This is a genomic window from Meridianimarinicoccus zhengii, assembly GCF_003254465.1.
GTDB lineage: Bacteria > Pseudomonadota > Alphaproteobacteria > Rhodobacterales > Rhodobacteraceae > Meridianimarinicoccus > Meridianimarinicoccus zhengii.
In genome coordinates this window covers 1-18,924 of record NZ_QDFI01000076.1, presented here as the reverse complement: position 1 = coordinate 18,924, position 18,924 = coordinate 1, and the positions used below count along the sequence as shown (strand labels likewise).

The following is an 18,924-nucleotide window of genomic DNA, read 5'->3' as shown; positions in this document are numbered from 1 at the left end:
CGGCGCATCGGCGGCGCGCGGCTCCGCGGCCATGCCCGCACCCGGCACCGCGATCCGCACGGTCGCCCCACCGGCAGCCGCAGCGTCGCCGCCCAGCATCCCGAGCACCATGTCGAGTTCGAGATCCGGTCCGGTCCGGTCCAGCCGCAGCGTCCCGCCCCCCGCGCGGATTACCCGGCCCTCCACGGCATCGCGCAGATCGAGCGTCACGTCCTCCAGGCCCACCCGACGCAACCCGGCCAGCGCCGGGCTGTCCAGCACCGCGCGAAGCCGGTCGACCGCCGCGGCAGGGTCCGGTGCCGCTTCCACCAGCGCCGCGTCTCCCAGTCTCAGGCTGATCCTGCCCGCCGCATCCCGGTCGAGCCGCAGGCCCAGCCCGCGCGCGGTGATCGCCACCGGCGCCACGGTCCCGACCAGTGCCGCGCGGCGCGAGAACACGACCTCCGTCCGGTCTAGCGCCATCAAAACGGGGCCGTCCTGGGCACGCACCGATACGCCCTGCAGCGACAACGCGGGGACCAGCCCGCCGCGCAGCGCCATCTCGGCACCGTCGAGCGTCACGCCAAGGCCCGCGCGCCCGGCACGCCGGCTCAGCACCTTTTCCAACCCCGCCACCGCCGCGGCGGGCAGGGCGACCGGCGCGTGATGGGCGGCCCAGACAACGATTCCCGCAGCCAGCGCCGCCACAAGCGACAGCCGCACGGCCCAGACCACGCAGCCATGCGCGCACCAGAGGCAAAGGCGGATCATCCACATGCGCGGAGCCTAGCCCAAGCCCGGCGCTGCGCACAGGCGCAACCGGCGGCGATCACTGGACATTCGCGCCACGGCGCTAGAACGTCGCACACGGCACGAGACCAGAACAACAGACAGGGACACCGATGCTCGACGAAGGCGCAACAGCCCCCGATTTCACCCTGCCGCAGGATGGCGGCGACGATGTCACGCTCAGCGACCTGCGCGGGCGCAGCGTGGTGCTGTATTTCTACCCGAAGGACGACACGAGCGGCTGCACCAAGGAAGCCATCGCCTTTACCGGGCATATCGCCGATTTCGAAGCGGCCGGCGCGGTGGTCTACGGCCTTTCCAAGGACACGGTCGCCAAGCACGTCAAGTTCCGCGCCAAGCACGACCTGGGCGTGGGGCTTCTGTCCGACGCAGACGGGGATGTGTGCGAACGCTACGGCGTCTGGGTCGAGAAGCAGATGTACGGCAAGACCTACATGGGGATCGAACGCGCGACCTTCTTGATCGACGGCACCGGCACGATCCGCAAGGTCTGGCGCAAGGTGAAGGTGCCCGGCCATGCCGAGGCCGTGCTGGAAGCCGTCAAGGCGCTCTAGGTCCCGCCCCGCACCAGGCGCGGCGTCCGGGATCGCGCGGGGCGCGGTCCGGTCCGATCCTGCGCAGTTCCGAGCGGTTTCGGCGGAAACTCGCCAGTTTTGCAGCCCGTCAAGGCTGCAAACCCCGACCCTGGGCGCCGCTTCCTTGCCAAGACGGAGCGCCCGGTCTATCGCAAGGCGAGCAGAACACGGCGCAGGCAAAGACGCCGGACAGGCCGAGAGCGGGGATCGGAGTGACGGGACAGGACGCGGCGGCGATCGGACGGGATCAGGCGGACGAGGATGGCGGGCATAACGCATGCTCCAAGGGTTTCGCGGCGACAACGGCGCTGCCCGCGCCGCGCCCCCGGCTGATCCACCGGCTTTTACCGGAACAGCGGATCTTCGTGAAATCCGACAGCGGGACGCGGTTCTTCCGGATCGGACCGCGCCAGCAGCTTCTGGCAGGGGCAGGTGCCCTGGCACTGGTGGCCTGGTCGGTGACGGCCACTTCGTTCCTCGTGATCGAACTTGTGCAAGGCGGCGGGCCGCGCGATGCCGCGCGCAACGAACAGATGTTCTACGAGGAACGGCTTCAGACGCTGGCGGCGGAACGTGACGCCCATCGCGTTGCCGCGCTCGAGGCGCAGGAACGCTACGACACCGCGCTGGCCGCGCTGGCGGAATACCAGGACCGGCTGCTCGACACCGAATTGCGCATTTCCGAACTTGAAGAAGGCCGGGCGGCGGTGCAGCGCATTCTGGTGGAGGCGCTGGCCGACCGGGACGCGGCCCGGCAACGGATCGCCGCCCTTGCGAGCGACAGCGAAACCGCCGGACGGGCCGCGCTGGAACGGCGCAGCGACGAGGCGGAAACCACCGTGGCCTTCCTGTCGCGCGCGCTGAACGAAGCTGCGGGCGAACGTGTCGCGGCCGAAGCACGCGCCCGCGCGGCGCAGGCGGAACGCGCGGAACTGGAACATGCGCTCGCGCTGAAGCAAGAAGCCAACGACCGCATCTTCGCCCAGCTTGAAGAAGCCGTCGTGCTGGCGATGGAACCGCTGGGCAAGATGTTCCGCGACGTGGGCCTGCCGCCCGAAAACATCCTGCGCCAGATGCGCCGCCAGTATTCCGGCATGGGTGGTCCGCTGACGCCCATCGCCATGTCCACCAAGGGTCCCGCCCCCGATCCGGCCGTGCTGCGCGCCGACGCGATCCTGCGCCAGATGGACGAGCTGAACCTCTACCGCATCGCGGCGGACAAGGTGCCCTTCGCCCAGCCGGTGCAGGCATCGGTCCGGCGCACATCGGGCTTCGGCTACCGGCGCGATCCGATCCGCGGCGGGAACCGGCTTCATGCGGGGATGGACTGGGCGGGGGCCTACGGCACGCCGATCTACGCCAGTGCCGACGGGGTGGTGACCCATGCGGGCTGGCAATCGGGATACGGACGGCTGGTGAAGATCGAACACGCCTTCGGCATAGAGACCCGCTTCGCCCACCTGTCGAAAATGACCGTCGAGGTCGGCCAAAGGGTCTCGCGCGGGGATCTGATCGGTGGTATGGGGAATTCCGGTCGTTCGACGGGCACGCATCTGCATTACGAGGTCCGCGTGAACGGCGAACCGGTGAACCCGATGACCTATATCAAGGCTGCCAGCGATGTTTTCTAAGAACCGCCCCCCCGAGGGCCGACCCGCCGAAGGCGACCGCGCCGCACCCGACACCCGCGCCACCGCGCCGCAGGCACCCGCCGCGGCACCACCGGCCCCCAAGGCCAAGCCGCCGGCGTCGATGTTGTCCTCCGACTTGACGATCACCGGCAACATCAAGACCTCGGGCGATATCCAGGTGGAAGGCACGATCGAAGGCGACGTCTACGCCCATCTGCTCACCGTGGGCGAAAGCGCCGTGGTCCGGGGCGAGATCGTGGCGGACGACATCGTGGTAAACGGCCATGTGATCGGGCGCGTGCGCGGGCTGAAGGTCCGGCTGACCTCGTCGGCGAAGGTCGAGGGCGACATCATCCACAAGACCATCGCCATCGAAAGCGGTGCCCATTTCGAAGGTTCGGTGCAGCGGCAGGACGATCCGCTGAAATCCGGCGCGCCGCAAAAGGCGATCGCCGCCCCGAAGCCGGCCGAGAAGGACGACAAGACCGACTGACCCCCCGTCGCCCCGCGGGATCATGCACGCGCGCCTGCATAGCCGGGCGCGCAGGTCGTTGAGGTTCAGCGGTCGGTCGTCAGAGCGTCGGCATCAGTCCAGTGCCGCGCGATACAGATGGCACGTCGCACAGCCCGGCACGGGCACCACCATGGTCCGCCCGAGGAACGCTTGCAGCGCAACGAAGGCCGTCTCCACCCATCACAGGGGTAGAAATACAACGGCACGCGCTGCCGATAGAAATGTCTTCATTGTTGTTGTCGCAAGCGATGATCGACAGCTTCCGAGGAAAGGTCACCCTGGGTCAGAGCGTGCTTTCCTTGTCTCATTCGGCCGCCTGCGCCGCCGGTGCCGCATCCAGCCAGTCCAGCCACGCGGCCTTGGCGCGGTCGGTATAGGCCTTGTAGCGCGCGGGGCGGTTGCGGCGGCCGCCCTTCAGGTCCACGGGCGGGAACAGGCCAAAATTCACGTTCATGGGCTGGAAGGTCTTCGCCTCGGCCCCGCCAGTTATGTGCGTCACAAGCGCCCCGGTCGCCGTCTCTGGCGGCGGGGATGCGACGGGCCGCCCGAGGATATCCCCCGCGGCCAGACGCCCGGCCAGCAGCCCCATCGCCGCGCTTTCCACATAACCCTCGACCCCGGTGATCTGCCCGGCAAAACGGACATGCGGGCGCGACCGCAGCCGCATCTGGCCATCGAGCAGCGTGGGCGAGTTGATGAAGGTGTTCCGGTGGATGCCGCCCAGCCGGGCGAAGCGCGCGTTCTCCAGCCCCGGAATCATCCTTAGAACAGCGGTTTGTGCGCCATACTTCATCTTGGTCTGAAACCCCACGATGTTGTAGAGCGTTCCCAGCGCGTTGTCCCGGCGCAGCTGCACAATGGCGTGCGCCTTCACGTCCGGCTGGTGCGGGTTCGTCAGGCCCACGGGTTTCATCGGCCCGTGGCGCAGGGTTTCGCGGCCCCGTTCGGCCATCACCTCGATCGGCAGGCAGCCGTCGAAATAGCCCGCCGTCTCGCCCTCCTTGAACTCCGTCTTTTCGGCGGCGAGCAGCGCGTCGATGAACGCCTCATACCGGTCCCGGTCCATGGGGCAGTTCAGGTACGCCGTGCGCTGCTCCTCGGTCTCGCCCTTGTCGTAGCGGGACTGGAACCACGCCTTCGACAGGTCGATGCTGTCGAAATGGACGATGGGCGCAATGGCGTCGAAGAACGCCAGCGCCTCGGCCCCCGTCTCGGCCCGGATCGCGGCGGCCAGCGCGCCCGAGGTCAGCGGGCCCGTGGCGATGATCCAGTGGCCGGTGTCGGGCAGCGTGGTGATCTCGGCCCCTTCGACCGACACCAGCGGATGGGCGCGCAGACGGTCGGTCACGGCGCGGGCGAAGGCGTCGCGGTCCACCGCCAGCGCGCCACCCGCGGGCAGGGCATGGGCATCGGCCATCTGCATGATGAGGCCACCCGCGGCGCGCATTTCCCAGTGCAGCAGGCCCACGGCGTTCTGTTCGTCGTCGTCGCTGCGGAAGGAGTTGGAACAGACCATTTCGGCCAGATCCCCTGTGCGGTGGGCGAAGGTGCCCACGCTCGGGCGCATCTCGTGGATGACGACGGGCACGCCGGCGTTCGCGGCCTGCCACGCGGCTTCGGCCCCGGCCATGCCGCCGCCGACGATGTGCAGTGTGTCTGTCATGGGTGCGGCTCCCGTTCCTGTTCCGTGATCCCGGTGTCTGCCAGTGGATGGTGGTCGAACACAAGCGCCCGCAGCCGGGTTTCCACCACATGGGTATAGATCTCGGTCGTCGACAGGTCGGCATGGCCGAGCATCATCTGGATCGCGCGCAGGTCCGCGCCGTGTTCCAGCAGATGCGTGGCGAAGGCATGGCGCAGGGTGTGGGGGGTCACGTTGGTCGGGTCGATCCCGGCTTCCGCCGCCAGCGCCTTGAGCGTCAGGAAGAACGACTGTCGTGTCACGTGTCCAGCTTTCGCGCGGCTCGGGAACAGGAAGGGCGATGGGCGCGCGCCCCGTTTGACGGCCAGTGCATCGGCGGCATCGCGCAGGGGCAGCCACCGCGCCAGTGCTGCACGCGCGCTGTCAGTCAGCGGCACCATGCGTTCCTTGCGCCCCTTGCCGCGGACCAGCATGACCTGCGGCGCGCCCCGCGCGGCGGCGACGGGGAGGCTGACAAGCTCGGTCACGCGCAGGCCGGTGGCGTAGAGCAGTTCCATCATCGCGGTCAGGCGCACCCGGTCGGCTTCGGTCCGGCCATGGTGGGGCGCGCGGTCCAGCATGGCGCCGACCTGCGCCTCGGTCAGGCTGTGGGGCAGGCTGCGTGCCTTGCCGGGGCCGCGGATGCGGATCGCCGGGTTGTCGCCGCGCAACCCTTCGTCGAAGGCGAAGCGGTAGAGTTGCCGGATCGACGCGAGCCTGCGCGCCCGCGTCGCCCGCGCCAGCCCCTGCGCCTCGCAATGGGCGAGATAGGCTTCGATCGCAGCACGGTCGGCGCTGGCGAAACTGCCGCCGCGCGCGGCAAGCCAGACGTCGAAATCCTTCAGGTCGCGGCCATAGGCAAGCTGCGTGTTCTCTGCCGCGTCGAGTTCGGCGGCCTGTGCTTCGAGAAAGCGGGAAATCCAGGCGTGGCTCATGGTGCGGGCTCCATCAGCAGGATCTGCACCGCCGCCTGCCGCGCCAGATCATCCAGACCGGCATGGGCCAGCAGTGCCACGGCGTCGCCCGCGTTTTCCGGGTCGGCGCTGCGCCCTGCCGCCAGCGTATCGAGCGCGGCCAGAAGCGCCTCGCCCAGTCGCTTGCGCGCGACGAGCGGCGCGTGGCGGTCCGGCAGCAGGTCTGCCGCCAGCCCGGCCCGCAGCGCGGAGGCGAGCGCATCGGGAGCCGCCACCGTTGGCGGTTCGTTCCGCGCGAGTGCCGCGGCAAAGGCGAGCCGCGGATCCAGCCCCTCGGTCCGTGCGGGCACGGGTTCACCGGCGATCAGCGCCAGCGCCTGCGCGTTGGCGGCGCTGCGCGGTGGCAGCGCCAGCCGCACCAGCCGCGCGCCGAAGAGCTGGGCGAAGACGGCTTCCAGCCCGGCGTCGCGCATGGCGTCATGGGCGGCGGGCAGGCGGGTCGCCACCGCATCGGGCTGTCCCGACACAAGCGCGATGTCCAACGCCTGGATTGCGGTCACCCGGTCCCAGACACCGCCTGACGCGGCGGGCGGTCGGGCGGTATAGATGCCCAGCAGCCGGTTCGGTGCCAGCGCCCCCGCCTGGGCAAGCCGTTCGGCCGCCTCGATCCGGGATTTCCAGCCGATGATGTGGCGCAGGTCGGTCTGTGCGAAGGCCAGCGGCAGGTGAAGCGTCGGCACTGGTTCGCCCACCGCCTCCAGCAGGCGGAACCGCAGGGGCGTGACGGGGTCGGGCAGGTCGGGCAGGGGCTCGCCTTCGAACAGGTCGGGATCGAGGAACCGCGCCAGCAGGTCGCGCATTTCGGGCGTCACGCGCCCCAGCGCGGTCGCCGTCTCCAGCGTCAGCGCAGCGGTGTGCCAGCGCCCCCCGCGCGCAAGACAGAACACCCGCGTTTCATAGTTGGGCGACAGTTCGGGCCGGGCAGCGAGCGTGGCGCAGGCGCGGTCTTCCGTCCCTTCCAACAGCAGGATGTCGAACCAGCGCCGGAACAGGTCCGCCGTGTCGGGCCCTGCGCGTTCCAGCAGGGCCCGTGCCGGTTCCAGCGCCCCGCGCAGCAAGAGCGCATCGACCCGCGCCAGCAGCAGCGCGTCGCCTGCACCGCGCGGCGGCGCGGCCTCCACCAGCACGAGCCGGGCAAAGGCATCGGCGAGGGCAGGGTGGCGGTGCAGGGGCATGGCGCGCAGCGTATCGGCCAGCGTGGCTGGCGCGCTGCCCTGCCACAGATCCGCGGGCAGCCCGGCCCGATCAGGCGGCAGCAGCCCGGTCGCCGCGCGGTCCGGTCCGCCCAGCGGCGTGACCGTGATCCCGTCGGGCGCGGGCGCTGCACTGGCGGGCGGCACCTCGGGCGTTGCGATCGGGGGGCGCACCTGCGGCGTATCCGGCCGGTCCAGCGTCTCGGACAGCCACGGAATGGCGGACAGGGGTCGCCCGACATCCTGCGCGGCCAGTCTGTGCGGATCGCCCGTCGCAGCCTCGACCGGCCCGCCCTGCGCCGCAACCTGCGCTGCGCCCGCTGACAGCATCACTGCCAGCAGCGCCGGGCGAAGGCGGCGCTCACGACCCATCGGCACCTGCCGTATCCCCGCCGTCCGAAGCCCCATCCAGGACCACGGGAATGCGGGTCTCGTTCCGCTGGGGGCTGAGATCGCCCAGATAGGCAAAGGCCACAAGCCCGGCCCCTGCCAGCAGCACCAGTGCCGCGAGGAGTTTGACGATACGCATCTTGCCCGGCCTCTTGCCTGTTGGTGTCCCGACGAACATGGACCCGCCGGGGATTTTGACCCCGTTCCCGATATTCTATATGGGATCGGTCCGGAATTCACGTCATAGAGACGGAATATTTTCAGGGTGGGACCGGGCGTGCCGTATCAGCTTCACAAGACTGTCGTGCTGGTGGGCATGATGGGCGCGGGCAAGACCGCGGTGGGCACGGTGCTGGCGCGCAAGCTGGGTGTTGCCTTCGTTGACCAGGACGAGGAAATCGAACGCGCCGCCAACCGCACCATCGCCGAGATCTTCCGGGACCATGGCGAGGCGTTCTTCCGGGAAAAGGAAACCGCCGTGCTGGCGCGGCTGTTGCAGGGGGCGCCTTGCGTGCTGTCCACCGGCGGCGGGGCGTTCCTTGCGCCGCGCAACCGGGACCTGATCGCGGCGCATGGCGTCGCGGTCTGGCTGCGGGCCGAACTGAACCTGCTCTGGGCACGGGTGCGCCACCGAAACACGCGGCCGCTTCTGCAGACCGGGAACCCGTTCGAGACCCTGCGCGAACTCTACGAGGCGCGCGTTCCGGTCTATGCGCTCGCCCCCGTGCAGGTGCAGGCGTTTTCCACCTACTCCATCGATGACACGGCCGATGCGGTGCTGGAGGCGCTGGTGCAGCGTTCCGACGTGCTGACGCCCCGCGACAAGGTCCGCTCCCATGCCGACAACCGAACCCGCAACAGTTGATCCCGTGACCGCTGCGCGGATCGATACGGTGCATGTGCCCCTGGGTGACCGCGCTTATGACGTGCGCATCGGGGCGGGGCTGATCGGGCGGGCCGGTGCCGAAATCGCGCCGAGGCTGGCGCGCCCGCGCGTGGCCATCGTCAGCGACGCAACCGTGTCGGCGCTTCATGGCGACGCCCTGCGCACGGCGCTCGAGTCCGCCGGGATCGCGTCGGTGATGCTGGCACTGCCGCCGGGCGAGGGAACGAAGGGCTGGCCGGAATTCACCCGCACCGTCGAGTGGCTGCTGGCCGAAAAGATCGAACGGCGCGATGTGGTCGTGGCGCTCGGAGGCGGGGTGATCGGCGACCTGGTTGGGTTTGCCGCGGGGGTCCTGCGGCGCGGCGTGCGCTTCGTGCAGATCCCCACGAGCCTGCTGGCACAGGTGGACAGTTCGGTCGGAGGCAAGACTGGGATCAACGCGCCCCAAGGCAAGAACCTGGTCGGCGCGTTCCACCAGCCCAGCCTCGTGCTGGCGGATACGGCGGTGCTCGATACCATGCCCGCGCGGGATTTCCTTGCCGGCTATGGCGAGGTGGTGAAATACGGGCTTTTGGGCGACGCGGCCTTCTTCGATTGGCTGGAAGCGCATGGACCGGCCATGGCATCGGGCGACCGGGCCGCGCGGCAAACCGCCGTCCGGCGGTCGGTCGAGATGAAGGCCGAGATCGTCGTGCGGGACGAAACCGAGCAGGGGGACCGGGCGCTCCTGAACCTCGGGCACACGTTCTGCCATGCGCTGGAGGCCGCGACGGGCTATTCCGACCGGCTGCTGCATGGCGAAGGGGTGGCAATCGGCTGCGCGCTGGCCTTCGAGTTGTCCGCGCGACTGGGCCTGTGCAGCCAGGAGGACCCCTCGCGCTTGCGCGCGCATCTTGCCGCGATGGGCATGAAGCGCGACCTGCGCGACATCCCGGGCGACCTGCCGGATGCCGAGGCGCTGATCGCGCTGATGGGGCAGGACAAGAAGGTCGTGGACGGCAAGCTGCGCTTCATCCTCGCGCGCGGGATCGGGCGGGCCTTCGTTGCCGACGACGTGCCGGCCGACCGGCTGCATGTCCTGATGGAGGACGCGCTGGCCGGGCGGCTCGCCGGGCCGCGCTGACCCTGCGGCGGCACGCGTGATCCCGCGGCGTTACGGCTTCAGCCGCCTGTATTCCGTGGCGGCGACGCCCCGGCGCCTGGAGCCAGAGCGGGGCCGATCGGCGATTGCGGTCGCCCATCGCGATGCCGGCCTGGGTCCGTCAGCGCCGTGCCGTGGCCGCACTGTTCAAGCCTCGGTCCAGCGCGCCTCGTTCGCTTCAATCGCCGCGATACGCTGGTCGGTCTTCGGGTGGCTCAGGAACCACGCGGGCATCGTGCCCGTGCCCCCCTTGGTCAGCGCGTCGAGCTTGCGGAACAGGCTGATCTGCGGTGCGGTGCCGATCCCCGCCTTGATCAGCAAGGCGGTCGCATAGGCGTCGGCCTCGAATTCGTCGTTCCGCGACAGCCGCGCGGCCAGCAGCGTGGCCAGCCCGTTGGCGATCCACACGCCCACCCCCGGCAGGAACCGCGACAGAACCAGCGCCAGCGCCGTGCGTACAGCGTTCTGCCCCGAAAAATCGATCAGCCGCTTGCGCGTATGCCCCAGCGCCACGTGCCCCAGTTCATGCGCGATGACGCTGGCCAGTTCCTGCGCGCTCACGTCGCCCGCGCGATACCGGTTGTAGAACCCGCGCGTGATGAAGATGCGTCCGTCGGGGGCGGCGAGGCCGTTCACCGGGTCGATTTCGTAGAGCCGCACCTTGATCCGGGGCAGGTCGAGCGCGCGGGCAAGCCGGTCGATCTCGCGGCTCAGGCCGGGGTCCACGAGGTCGGTGGATCGCGCGTCCAGTTCGCGCTTGGTGCGAAAGGCCGAGAAGGCGTACATTGCCAGCCCGTAGAGCACGGCCAGAAGGATCGGGGTGAGCTTCAACATGGCCAAGAGATGGCGTGCGGCGCCCCCCGCGGCAAGGACCGGATCACCGATCGTGATCCCGCAGATGCCGTCGGGCAGCGGGCCATGGCCTGGCCTTGGCCACGTGGGATCTTGGTTGGCGCAACCGTGGCGCGGCACGATCGACCTTTTCCAGCGGCACCAAGCGGGGGAGGGGCTCGCCGCGCGGCAAGGCGCCGGGCCGACCGCTCGGGCCACGGTGTGCGTGCGTTTTGCGCCGTGCCATCCCGCCGGTCCGCGGACATCGCGCCCCCCGCCGGTCAGAGCGTCCGGTGCGGCACTCGGAAGGGAGGGACTTCATGAGCCGGGTTTGGGGCGGTCTTGCGGCGCTGGCGCGCGGGCCTTGATGGGGAATGCGGCAAAACGCTTCAGCTTGGGTCTCTTGCGAGCCGGTATTCGGAGCGATTCGCCCGCTTCCCCAGGGAGCCGATTTCCTCCGCGGCCAGACGGCGCGACATCCGAAACCGTCATCGCTTTGGCCGAGCCGTTCCAGATTACGTTCCCAGGCACCTGTTTCGGTGCGAAGAAGCCCGGTATCGGCGTTGATGCTAGCCCTGTCAGACAAGTGCCCCCGCCAGCCGACTCTTGCATCCAGATATCGATATACGCCCCCTTGTATTCAAACCCAAAGCCCGGCTATCACGCGCACCACGGAGAGGTGGCCGAGTGGTCGAAGGCGCACGCCTGGAAAGTGTGTAGGCGGGAAACCGTCTCCAGGGTTCGAATCCCTGTCTCTCCGCCACCATCACCATTGCGAACCCGTTCAGGTCGCTCGCCAGAGGCGGAATTTCTCCTGTTTTCAAAGGTGTTTGCCGGATGGATGCGAACCTCTGAGACACGGGTGCGCGGCGATTTCCGTCTCTGAATGGCCTCTCGTCTCTGGTCGAGCGAACCGCGCCGATTTCGGTTCGGTCGGAATTTTCCTCGCTTTTCCAATGGCCTGACTCGCAATCCCGCCAAAACTGCGCGCCCTGTTTCCATCGCTATCAAGCGGAACAGAGACCGAACATGCAGGAGGCGTAGCCGATGGGTGCGCTGGACGAACGGCGCGTAGCGGTGGCGGATCAATCGGCGACGGGCTCAGGGAAGCCTTTGATGACAAACGCACATCGCGCCTCTAGCCTGGCGGCATGGCGAGTGGCCCCTGGACCGATGAAGAAAACGATCTGATCGTCGCGGATTACTTCGCGATGCTGGCCGACGACATCGCCGGGCGCCGCTACAGCAAGGCCGAGCATCGCCGGGCCCTCCTGCCACTGCTGAACGACCGGTCGGAGGGATCGGTCGAGTTCAAGCACCAGAACATCAGCGCGGTGCTGAAGGGGCTCGGCGAGGACTGGATCCCCGGCTACAAGCCCGCCTTCAATTTCCAGGGCTCACTCGAGTACGCAGTCGTTGCGTGGCTGAATTCCCATCCGGAGTGGACGCTTCGTGTTCCAAACCATCGTCCCGCGACCGGCATGCGCGAGGCGGCTCAGATCTGGATCGGTCCTCCGCCGACGCTCTCCAACCAGCCTCCGCCGCAGGAGCTGGAGCAGATGCTGCACATCGCCAGGAAGTTCGACGTGGCGGGGCGGGACCGACGCAATCGTGCGCTTGGCCGTGCGGGTGAGGAGCGCGTTCTCGCGCACGAGCACGCCACGTTGAAGGCCGCGGGTCGGGATGATTTGGCGCGCAAGGTCCGCTGGGTCTCGGAGGAGGACGGCGATGGCGCAGGATATGACATCGCCAGCTATGCGCCCGATGGCCGGCCGCGCTTGATCGAGGTGAAGACGACGAACGGCTGGGAGCGGACGCCTTTCCACATCACGCGGAACGAACTGGCTGTTGCCGACGAACGGCGCACGGACTGGTGTCTATTCCGGATGTGGAATTTCTCGCGCGAGCCGAGGGCGTTCGAGCTGCACCCGCCGCTCGATGCGCATGTCTCGCTGACCCCGACTTCGTTTCAGGCCAGCTTCAATTAAACAGTTTCGTAGAAGGCCGCCGAGGTTTGATCGCCTCGTAAAGGTGAGCCCGACCATTCAAAGGAGTCTTGTTGAACCGTCACGGGCCTATTCGTCAGGGCTCCTTATCCAGCCACCCTTGATTGGTTCGTCAAAAACCTCAGGAATGCGCTCCTTAATCTCTGAAATCAGAGGAACGAGGGCCTTCCAAGCTTCAGTCGCCAGTCGGTTCACCTCGTTGATCTCGGATTGATGGTGTTGCGCAACATTCATCTCGTCGAATTGGTTTGCGGGGATTACCGACTGTAACGTAACGCTGCCGAACCTCTCCGGAGAAGAGTGCATGCCAAAATAATCCACGAATGCTTTGAGGCGATCAGCGAAGTCACGATACTTCTTATGTACCTTTTTGTCCTGAAAGTGGGCGATACCTAGCTCTGTCTCGCTGACAAGGAATGATGCCTCAGTCAGAAATCGTGGGTGGATCCCGCGATGATAATCGTGGTCCTTCAGAAGCTCCCGGAAGTTCCATGTGCCATAAGCAAAAATCTCCCGACCGAACCGAATGTCATTGGGCGTGGACGCCCGATAGATAACCTCCTCGCTCAGTTTGAACTCAGAGAAAGCCCAGACAACGAAAGCAACGCCAAAACCGAAGAACGGCTCAGGTTCAAATTGCCACGTACTACTTGGCCATAAGAACCACACCAGCATCGCCATGGCCGCCAGGCCAAAGCCGATCCGAGCGAGGGTTTGATAGTATCTGTTCATGAACCGAGAAATACTTCCGGGTGTCCGATTGCTGCGAGACCTATCATGGCCTTTGATGCGACGGTAGGCGGCAATCTGGCGGCAGAAAAGGACTTTTACTTTGAAGGATCGACTCGGGCGCTCTCTATCAGTCGAATACCCGCGCCGGCTGCTCGTCCCATGGTAGGGACGCGACGAAGCACAGGTCGTAGAGGCTGATCGCGCAGGGCTCGCGGCGCACGACCATCCGTTCAAGGACGTCCGGCGAAAGCCATGCGAGGCGCAGGAGGCGGCTGATATAGCGGTCGGAGAGGCCTTCCTCGGCCGCGAGATCGGCAATGGTGGTGATCTCGCCGCGCTCCATGCGCTGCCGCCACGCCCACGCCCGGCCGATCGCGCGGAGCACGCGGGGGTCCTGTCCCGGCGGCGGGTCCGAAGTCTCGATATCCCGCGGCGGCAGGATGCGCGGCCGGCCACCGCGTTTGCGGACCGTGAGCGGGATGTGGACGCGGATCGTGTCGTTCGCGGGCATCAGGCGGCGTCCTCCCGCGTGGGCGCCATCAGGCTCGCCAGCGCGCCGAGTCCGTCATGGCGCAGGTCGATATCGAGCCCGTCCTCGCCCACCGTAACGCGCGCCACGAGAAGCTGGACAACGCGGGCCTGCTCGGCCGGGATCAGCGCCTTCCAGAGATCGTCGAACTGCGTGAGCGCCGCGGTTACGGTGCTCTCGTCGAGGTCGGGCCGCTCCTTCTTCAGGGCACGTGCCGTCCGCGCGATGATCTCCGGCGTGCGCAGCAGCCGCCGGATTTCTCCGATGACCGCTTCCTCCACCATGGCCGCCGGGAGCCGCTGGGGGCCGCGCAACTCGGCTGTTGGCCGCTTCTGGATGACGTCCATCGAGACGTAGTAGCAGTACCGCCTGTTGCCCTTCTTTGTGTGGTGCGGGGTCATCGCGGCGCCGGTCGCAGTGAAGATCAACCCGCGCAGCAGCGCCGGCTCGGTGCTCCGTGTGCGCCCGGCGCGCTGGTTCCGGTTGCCGGCCAGCACGGCGTGGGCGGCGTCCCACAGCTCCACGTCGACGATGGGCTCATGCACGCCGGGATAGGTCTCGTCCTTGTGGGTGATCTCGCCGCGGTAGATGCGGTTGTGCAGCAGCTTGTAGAGCGCCCCGCGGTCGATGGGCCGGCCCCGCTTGGACCGGATGCCGCGCGCGTTCAGCTCCCGGATCACGGCGGCGGTGGAATCGGAGCGCGCGAAGAGCTCGAACATGGTGCGGACCTGCGCAGCCTCGGCCTCGTTCACGATCAGCTTGCGGTCGACCACGTCGTAGCCAAGCGGCACGTAGCCACCCATCCACATGCCCTTCTTCTTCGAGGCGGCGACCTTGTCGCGAATCCGCTCGCCGATCACCTCGCGCTCGAACTGGGCAAAGCTGAGCAGGATGTTCAGCGTCAGACGGCCCATCGACGTGGTCGTGTTGAACGACTGCGTGACCGAGACGAACGTCACCCCGTGGCGGTCGAAGATCTCCACCAGCTTCGAGAAGTCCATCAGCGCGCGGCTGAGGCGGTCGATCTTGTAGACCACGACCACGTCGATCAGCCCGTCCTCGACATCGGCGATCAGCTGCTTCAGCGCGGGGCGGTCCAGCGTGCCGCCCGAGACACCGCCATCGTCATAGCGTTCGCGCAGGCAGGCCCACCCCTCGGCGCGCTGGCTGGCGACGTATGCCTCGCAGGCCTCCCTCTGCGCGTCGAGGCTGTTGAACTCCATGTCAAGCCCTTCCTCGCTCGACTTGCGGGTGTAGACGGCGCAGCGCAGGCGGCGCGCCGGGGCTGTCTGGGTCTCTCTGGTCATCGGGTGCCTCCGGTCTGGTCGAGTCCGAAGAAGCGCCAGCCATTCCAGTGCGCTCCGGTGATCGCCCGGACCGCGGCCGAGAGGGACTTGAAGCGCCGGCCTTGCCATTCGAAGCCGTCCGCCAGAACGGTGACCATGTGCTCCTCGCCACCCCACTCGCGGATGAGCTTCGTGCCGGGCGCTGGCTTGCGCGGATCCGCCACCATGCCGCCCAGCTTGCCGCTCAAGACCTCGTCGGCCAGTGCATCGAGCGTTCGGCGCGTATCGCGGCGCAGCCCGCCATGGGCCAGTTCCTGGATGCGGTAGCCGAGCCGAAGCTCGAGGTTGCCGCGGCTGGCGTTGGGCGCGCGCTCTCCGAAGATGGCCTGCCACTTCTCCTGCAGTTCAGGCACCGTCATCGCCTTCAGCGCCGTCAGTTCGGCCAGGACGTCGTTCCTCTCCGCTTGGGGCGCGGGCGCGGCCTTCGTGCCTGATTTCCTTGTATTCTTCCTCATGTGTCGTCTCCAACTCGGTTGCGAACCTGTCTCCGACGACGGCGTCTCAGGGCGAGGATGTCCAGCGAACTGTCTCCGTCGAGCGGAGAATTCTCGTTCGTTTCCGGTGGGTTGGTGCGCGCGATGGCGCCGGCGAGAATGGTGGCCAGTTCTGCCAGCCGCTCATCCGTGGTGAGCGTCTCGGCGGGCGGCGCGAAGGCGATGTCGTTTGGCATTGGGAGCGAACCTCCTGAGGCGGTTTGCTCCGTGTTCGCCGCGCGCGATAACAGATATCAAGCTTAAACAGGGAGTTGTCGCAAGAACGCGAAACAAAAGGAAGCGGATCGGACGCGATGCGTAGACGATACTAGCATCAAGATCACCACTCGAATCGTTGGTCTCGCTCGCGCTCTTCCTCCTGTTCGGCTTGGCGGATACGAGCAATTCTCGCGCGAATCCCTGGAGCCAAACGGACGATGCTGTGACGAACCTCTGGTGCGGGATGGTCGATTAGCGTTTCGATACTCTTCAAGCGGCTTTCCATGATATCCGCTCTGCTACCGGACCAGCTCATCGGTGCGAGGTATTCGAGATAGGCCTCCACGACTTCCTCAGGGCGCGGTGCGGCGTTGAGAAAACCCAAAGCTTGGGCCGAGATCTCCCTTTCTTCATCGTTATCTTGAGAGCCTCGTGCGAATGGCGAGATGTTTGGCGCAACCTTGGCCCAGCGAGTGGGATCTTCTTGGCACCATTTGATCAGTGGATCCACTGGTACATGGATCAGACAGTCACGATCTAAACCGCTACGAAGGCGGATTGAAGGTCCGTCCTCTCCATCCGGGAACAGTCTAGAAAGAAAGATCTGAGGCGACTTGCGAGCCAATACAGCAAGCGTACGTTCCACGTCATAAGTGCTGCCGTAGCGCCGCGCTGCCCGCGCTATAATCGCATCCATGCACCGGGCTGCTAGCACAGAACTTTCACCCCGCATGCAATACGAAAGCGTCTCAGCTATGTCATGATCAATATTCGAGTTGATCGTTTCATTCGTTAGGATGGTGATCACCGCATCCACCCCCGTGGCCTTGAGTTCGTCCGGCCAGGCGTCGCGCGAACCCTTTTCAACAAACCCGAGCATTTGCAAAGCATCGACCACAAGAAGTGCCCCACCCTCCCTTCCCAGCAGTGACCGAAGAAGCTGAACGCGCTGCTCGTCATTCAGTTCGCGCTCTTCACGCCAAGCTATATCGTGTAGTAGCCACGCGGCGGTTTCGGCTTCGCCAGCGATCTCAACAACGTTGTCAAATTCACCCCCAGGAAGAACGCCTTTAGGGAGAAAGACTGAATAGATGCGTCGGAGGGCAGGCGTTTCGCGACACTCTGCCCTTATAGCTTCTGCAATTGCCGGGCTGCTCTCATCCAGCTGATGAAGTAGTCCTGAGAGAAAGCCAACCTGTTGTGGTTTGTTGGGATCGCTCAAATACAAATCGCGTAGGATTTCCCACGTCCGTCTCGGTTCGCGATTTCCCTGAACCAAGCCGATGCCGAGAGAGTATAGAGGCCGGCCTTTATGCTCGAACAGGTCTCTCCCGATCGCTTGGAGCACGTCTGGGGAAGCTGCTAATTCTTGTCCAAGGAGCTCCAAACGTTCGGCGCGTCTGACCTCAGCAGCCCTGTGATCGTCATCTTCGGAATCGAGGTCCCAACCACGTACGGTTTCGGCGCGCACTCGGGCGGAAAGGTCCGTGGGGGCCATATCGTCGATGAGCTTTTGCAGCAGCGCCGAGTCTTCCGTAGAAAGCTCCGAGCCACGCTTATTTATCAGGTATCGCATTCGTCGGAGCGCATGCCACCCCTCCACCCAAGGTGTCTCTTCGTGCAACTGACGCGCAATGGCATCGATTTTCGAGCGAAGAGTTGGTACGCACCGCCAGATTCCGTCAATCTCGTCGGAGAGTGCTTTTCTAACACTGTCTCTTACTTCTACCGGTCCAGCCAGAGCAGTTTCTGCTGCCAAGTCCAACCACCTGGAGAACCAGTCTTCAACCTGGGTCCCACGCGGTTCCCATCCAAAAGAGTCCGGGCGAGCGTCATCGAATGACAGGATCGAAGAAGACCAGTGGCCTGTTCGCAAGGCCGACTTGAGCATGTTAACCCCCCGCGAATTCTGGTTCGCATCGTTCGCGAGAAGATACTGGCTTGCCACCTGTACGCGGACTTTCGTCTTTGCCAGAGTCCCGGAGAGATACAGGCCAAAAAGACTGCTCAGCACATCATCTGCATTGGAGGCTCGTTGTTCGTCAAAAGCAATGGCCAGCGAAACGAGGCTTTCGCAAGCCTGAGGGAACATGACCTCAGAATGTGCAATCCGCGCGATCATGCGGGTCAAGCTGTCTAAGTGAAGGAATTCTTCTGGCGCCGCCGTAATAGCGGTGACCATAGCATTGACAACGTAGAGCGCATCTTCAGGAACCAAATGGCACACTGCCTCGAGCACCTGGAGATCCGGCGTGGGACCATGCAACGGTCCGCCAGTCTCCATCCATCGGGTCACAATGCGTCGAGCCTCTTCGCATTCGTGAAGGTAAGAGAGCCGTCGAGCGAGTGACCGGCGGAGGCGCGGTTTGTCGGCAAAGCCGTCGGCGATGTTCCGGAACGGGATTGATCTCAGCGCCTGTCGGGCGAGACGGTTGGCAAGCGCGTGGGGCAATACTGCCCGCCATCTGCTTCTTGCTTGTGCAAGTCCCCTGTCGAGCAGGGTGCTAGCATGCCGATGCATTGCTCTCCGCGACAACTCTGCAAGCGAACCCAAGAAGAGAAGTTCATCCGGCTGCTCATCTCCGTCCACTTCAAAGGAGTAGACCAACGATAGAACCTCAGCGGCTCGAGCCAGCTCCTCATTTCGCTCCTCGCGTTGCCAGAACAAGCGGTCAAAAAGGGCGGCGTCATCGAATGCGGTGAGGCTACCAGTGTGGGGGATCGCCTGAGCCAGTGCGAAGCCGAGCCTCGGGTTACCTTGAGCAAGTTCGGCAAGTCGTCGAGCATCTCCCGTGGACAGATCGTTGCGCCGACGGCGAAGTAGAGCTTCGACAATGTCGGAGCCTTCGGCTTCGACGCGAACAACGTCTGTCTCTTCCGGACGATCACTGCGGACGTCATACTCGACCGTGATCAGTCGGACGGCTGCAGGGCGCTCTGCCAATTTCCGCGCTAGGCCGTGTCTGCATTCATCTGAGCCAGTCGAGGGCGGAGACGAGGAAGACGAAGCCCAT

The 18,924-nt window shown here is 66.0% G+C and carries 18 protein-coding genes and 1 tRNA gene; 7 read left to right on the top strand and 12 right to left on the bottom strand.

The annotated features are described in order from the left end of the window. Window positions 1-756 (bottom strand): hypothetical protein (locus tag DDE13_RS18445; RefSeq protein WP_222626138.1); only part of this gene is annotated, 756 nt, incomplete at its 3' end. Window positions 757-881: 125 nt separating this feature from the next. On the opposite strand from DDE13_RS18445, the gene bcp reads away from it, so the two are divergent. The 3 genes from bcp to DDE13_RS18430 all read left to right on the top strand — a co-directional run bounded on the left by bcp (window position 882) and on the right by DDE13_RS18430 (window position 3,488). Then, complete coding sequence (gene bcp / locus DDE13_RS18440; protein WP_111405720.1) at window positions 882-1,343, top strand: thioredoxin-dependent thiol peroxidase; 462 nt, start codon at window positions 882-884, stop codon at window positions 1,341-1,343. 329 nt (window positions 1,344-1,672) lie between these two features. Next, the gene (locus DDE13_RS18435) at window positions 1,673-2,995 is read left to right on the top strand and encodes a DUF5930 domain-containing protein (RefSeq protein WP_235868770.1); all 1,323 of its coding nucleotides are present in this window, start codon (window positions 1,673-1,675) and stop codon (window positions 2,993-2,995) included. Next, the gene (locus DDE13_RS18430; protein WP_111405719.1) at window positions 2,985-3,488 is read left to right on the top strand and encodes a bactofilin family protein; all 504 of its coding nucleotides are present in this window, start codon (window positions 2,985-2,987) and stop codon (window positions 3,486-3,488) included. Before DDE13_RS18435 ends, DDE13_RS18430 begins: the two co-directional genes overlap by 11 nt. A gap of 325 nt (window positions 3,489-3,813) precedes the next feature. Here DDE13_RS18430 and trmFO read toward each other — a convergent pair whose 3' ends face one another. From trmFO to DDE13_RS23255, 4 genes are read right to left on the bottom strand one after another with little or no spacing between them, the layout of a single operon-like run. Then, window positions 3,814-5,172: a methylenetetrahydrofolate--tRNA-(uracil(54)-C(5))-methyltransferase (FADH(2)-oxidizing) TrmFO gene (gene trmFO / locus DDE13_RS18425; RefSeq protein ID WP_111405718.1), complete on the bottom strand. Its 1,359-nt coding sequence runs from the start codon at window positions 5,170-5,172 to the stop codon at window positions 3,814-3,816. After that, window positions 5,169-6,125 (bottom strand): tyrosine recombinase, encoded by a 957-nt coding sequence (locus tag DDE13_RS18420; protein ID WP_111405717.1) that lies wholly within the window; start codon window positions 6,123-6,125, stop codon window positions 5,169-5,171. Before DDE13_RS18420 ends, trmFO begins: the two co-directional genes overlap by 4 nt. Next, a complete protein-coding gene (locus DDE13_RS18415; protein ID WP_162631089.1) occupies window positions 6,122-7,735 on the bottom strand; it encodes a hypothetical protein in 1,614 nt (537 codons plus the stop codon). The genes DDE13_RS18420 and DDE13_RS18415 overlap by 4 nt, the downstream gene beginning before the upstream one ends. Beyond that, window positions 7,719-7,886: a hypothetical protein gene (locus DDE13_RS23255; protein ID WP_222626137.1), complete on the bottom strand. Its 168-nt coding sequence runs from the start codon at window positions 7,884-7,886 to the stop codon at window positions 7,719-7,721. Before DDE13_RS23255 ends, DDE13_RS18415 begins: the two co-directional genes overlap by 17 nt. A 138-nt stretch (window positions 7,887-8,024) precedes the next feature. Here DDE13_RS23255 and DDE13_RS18410 point away from each other — a divergent pair, with 138 nt between their 5' ends. Both DDE13_RS18410 and aroB read left to right on the top strand, forming a co-directional pair. Continuing rightward, window positions 8,025-8,612, top strand: a complete 588-nt coding sequence (locus DDE13_RS18410; RefSeq protein ID WP_111405722.1) for a shikimate kinase — start codon at window positions 8,025-8,027, stop codon at window positions 8,610-8,612. Beyond that, window positions 8,584-9,756, top strand: coding sequence for a 3-dehydroquinate synthase (gene aroB, locus DDE13_RS18405; RefSeq protein WP_111405715.1), 1,173 nt, complete (start codon window positions 8,584-8,586; stop codon window positions 9,754-9,756). Before DDE13_RS18410 ends, aroB begins: the two co-directional genes overlap by 29 nt. 165 nt (window positions 9,757-9,921) lie before the next feature. Here the strand turns inward: aroB and DDE13_RS18400 are convergent, their stop codons facing one another. Beyond that, entirely contained in the window at window positions 9,922-10,608 is a 687-nt protein-coding gene (locus DDE13_RS18400) for a M48 family metallopeptidase (protein WP_111405721.1), read from the bottom strand. A gap of 670 nt (window positions 10,609-11,278) precedes the next feature. On the opposite strand from DDE13_RS18400, the gene DDE13_RS18395 reads away from it, so the two are divergent. After that, a tRNA-Ser gene (locus tag DDE13_RS18395) sits at window positions 11,279-11,368 on the top strand. 388 nt (window positions 11,369-11,756) lie between these two features. After that, on the top strand, window positions 11,757-12,593 hold the full coding sequence (locus DDE13_RS18390; RefSeq protein WP_111405714.1) for a DUF3883 domain-containing protein: 837 nt from the start codon (window positions 11,757-11,759) through the stop codon (window positions 12,591-12,593). An 87-nt stretch (window positions 12,594-12,680) separates the two neighbouring features. Here the strand turns inward: DDE13_RS18390 and DDE13_RS18385 are convergent, their stop codons facing one another. From DDE13_RS18385 to DDE13_RS23010, 6 genes are all read right to left on the bottom strand, one after another. Further along, window positions 12,681-13,343, bottom strand: coding sequence for a hypothetical protein (locus tag DDE13_RS18385; RefSeq protein ID WP_111405713.1), 663 nt, complete (start codon window positions 13,341-13,343; stop codon window positions 12,681-12,683). Between the two features lie 127 nt (window positions 13,344-13,470). After that, complete coding sequence (locus DDE13_RS18380; RefSeq protein ID WP_111405712.1) at window positions 13,471-13,854, bottom strand: hypothetical protein; 384 nt, start codon at window positions 13,852-13,854, stop codon at window positions 13,471-13,473. After that, window positions 13,854-15,179: a recombinase family protein gene (locus DDE13_RS18375; protein ID WP_111405711.1), complete on the bottom strand. Its 1,326-nt coding sequence runs from the start codon at window positions 15,177-15,179 to the stop codon at window positions 13,854-13,856. The genes DDE13_RS18380 and DDE13_RS18375 overlap by 1 nt, the downstream gene beginning before the upstream one ends. Continuing rightward, window positions 15,176-15,673: a DUF2924 domain-containing protein gene (locus DDE13_RS18370; protein ID WP_111405710.1), complete on the bottom strand. Its 498-nt coding sequence runs from the start codon at window positions 15,671-15,673 to the stop codon at window positions 15,176-15,178. The genes DDE13_RS18375 and DDE13_RS18370 overlap by 4 nt, the downstream gene beginning before the upstream one ends. Beyond that, complete coding sequence (locus DDE13_RS18365; RefSeq protein WP_111405709.1) at window positions 15,670-15,888, bottom strand: hypothetical protein; 219 nt, start codon at window positions 15,886-15,888, stop codon at window positions 15,670-15,672. The genes DDE13_RS18370 and DDE13_RS18365 overlap by 4 nt, the downstream gene beginning before the upstream one ends. Window positions 15,889-16,031: 143 nt before the next feature. Further along, window positions 16,032-18,854, bottom strand: coding sequence for a hypothetical protein (locus DDE13_RS23010; protein ID WP_162631088.1), 2,823 nt, complete (start codon window positions 18,852-18,854; stop codon window positions 16,032-16,034). Window positions 18,855-18,924 lie beyond the last annotated feature (70 nt).

Bases quoted from the DNA above. Each gene is read 5' to 3' on its own strand.
- bcp (WP_111405720.1), top strand. From the start codon at position 882: ATGCTCGACGAAGGCGCAACAGCCCCCGATTTCACCCTGCCGCAGGAT.
- DDE13_RS18430 (WP_111405719.1), top strand. From the start codon at position 2,985: ATGTTTTCTAAGAACCGCCCCCCCGAGGGCCGACCCGCCGAAGGCGAC.
- trmFO (WP_111405718.1), bottom strand. From the start codon at position 5,172: ATGACAGACACACTGCACATCGTCGGCGGCGGCATGGCCGGGGCCGAA.
- DDE13_RS18420 (WP_111405717.1), bottom strand. From the start codon at position 6,125: ATGAGCCACGCCTGGATTTCCCGCTTTCTCGAAGCACAGGCCGCCGAA.
- DDE13_RS23255 (WP_222626137.1), bottom strand. From the start codon at position 7,886: ATGCGTATCGTCAAACTCCTCGCGGCACTGGTGCTGCTGGCAGGGGCC.
- aroB (WP_111405715.1), top strand. From the start codon at position 8,584: ATGCCGACAACCGAACCCGCAACAGTTGATCCCGTGACCGCTGCGCGG.
- DDE13_RS18400 (WP_111405721.1), bottom strand. From the start codon at position 10,608: ATGTTGAAGCTCACCCCGATCCTTCTGGCCGTGCTCTACGGGCTGGCA.
- DDE13_RS18390 (WP_111405714.1), top strand. From the start codon at position 11,757: ATGGCGAGTGGCCCCTGGACCGATGAAGAAAACGATCTGATCGTCGCG.
- DDE13_RS18385 (WP_111405713.1), bottom strand. From the start codon at position 13,343: ATGAACAGATACTATCAAACCCTCGCTCGGATCGGCTTTGGCCTGGCG.
- DDE13_RS18380 (WP_111405712.1), bottom strand. From the start codon at position 13,854: ATGCCCGCGAACGACACGATCCGCGTCCACATCCCGCTCACGGTCCGC.
- DDE13_RS18375 (WP_111405711.1), bottom strand. From the start codon at position 15,179: ATGACCAGAGAGACCCAGACAGCCCCGGCGCGCCGCCTGCGCTGCGCC.
- DDE13_RS18370 (WP_111405710.1), bottom strand. From the start codon at position 15,673: ATGAGGAAGAATACAAGGAAATCAGGCACGAAGGCCGCGCCCGCGCCC.
- DDE13_RS18365 (WP_111405709.1), bottom strand. From the start codon at position 15,888: ATGCCAAACGACATCGCCTTCGCGCCGCCCGCCGAGACGCTCACCACG.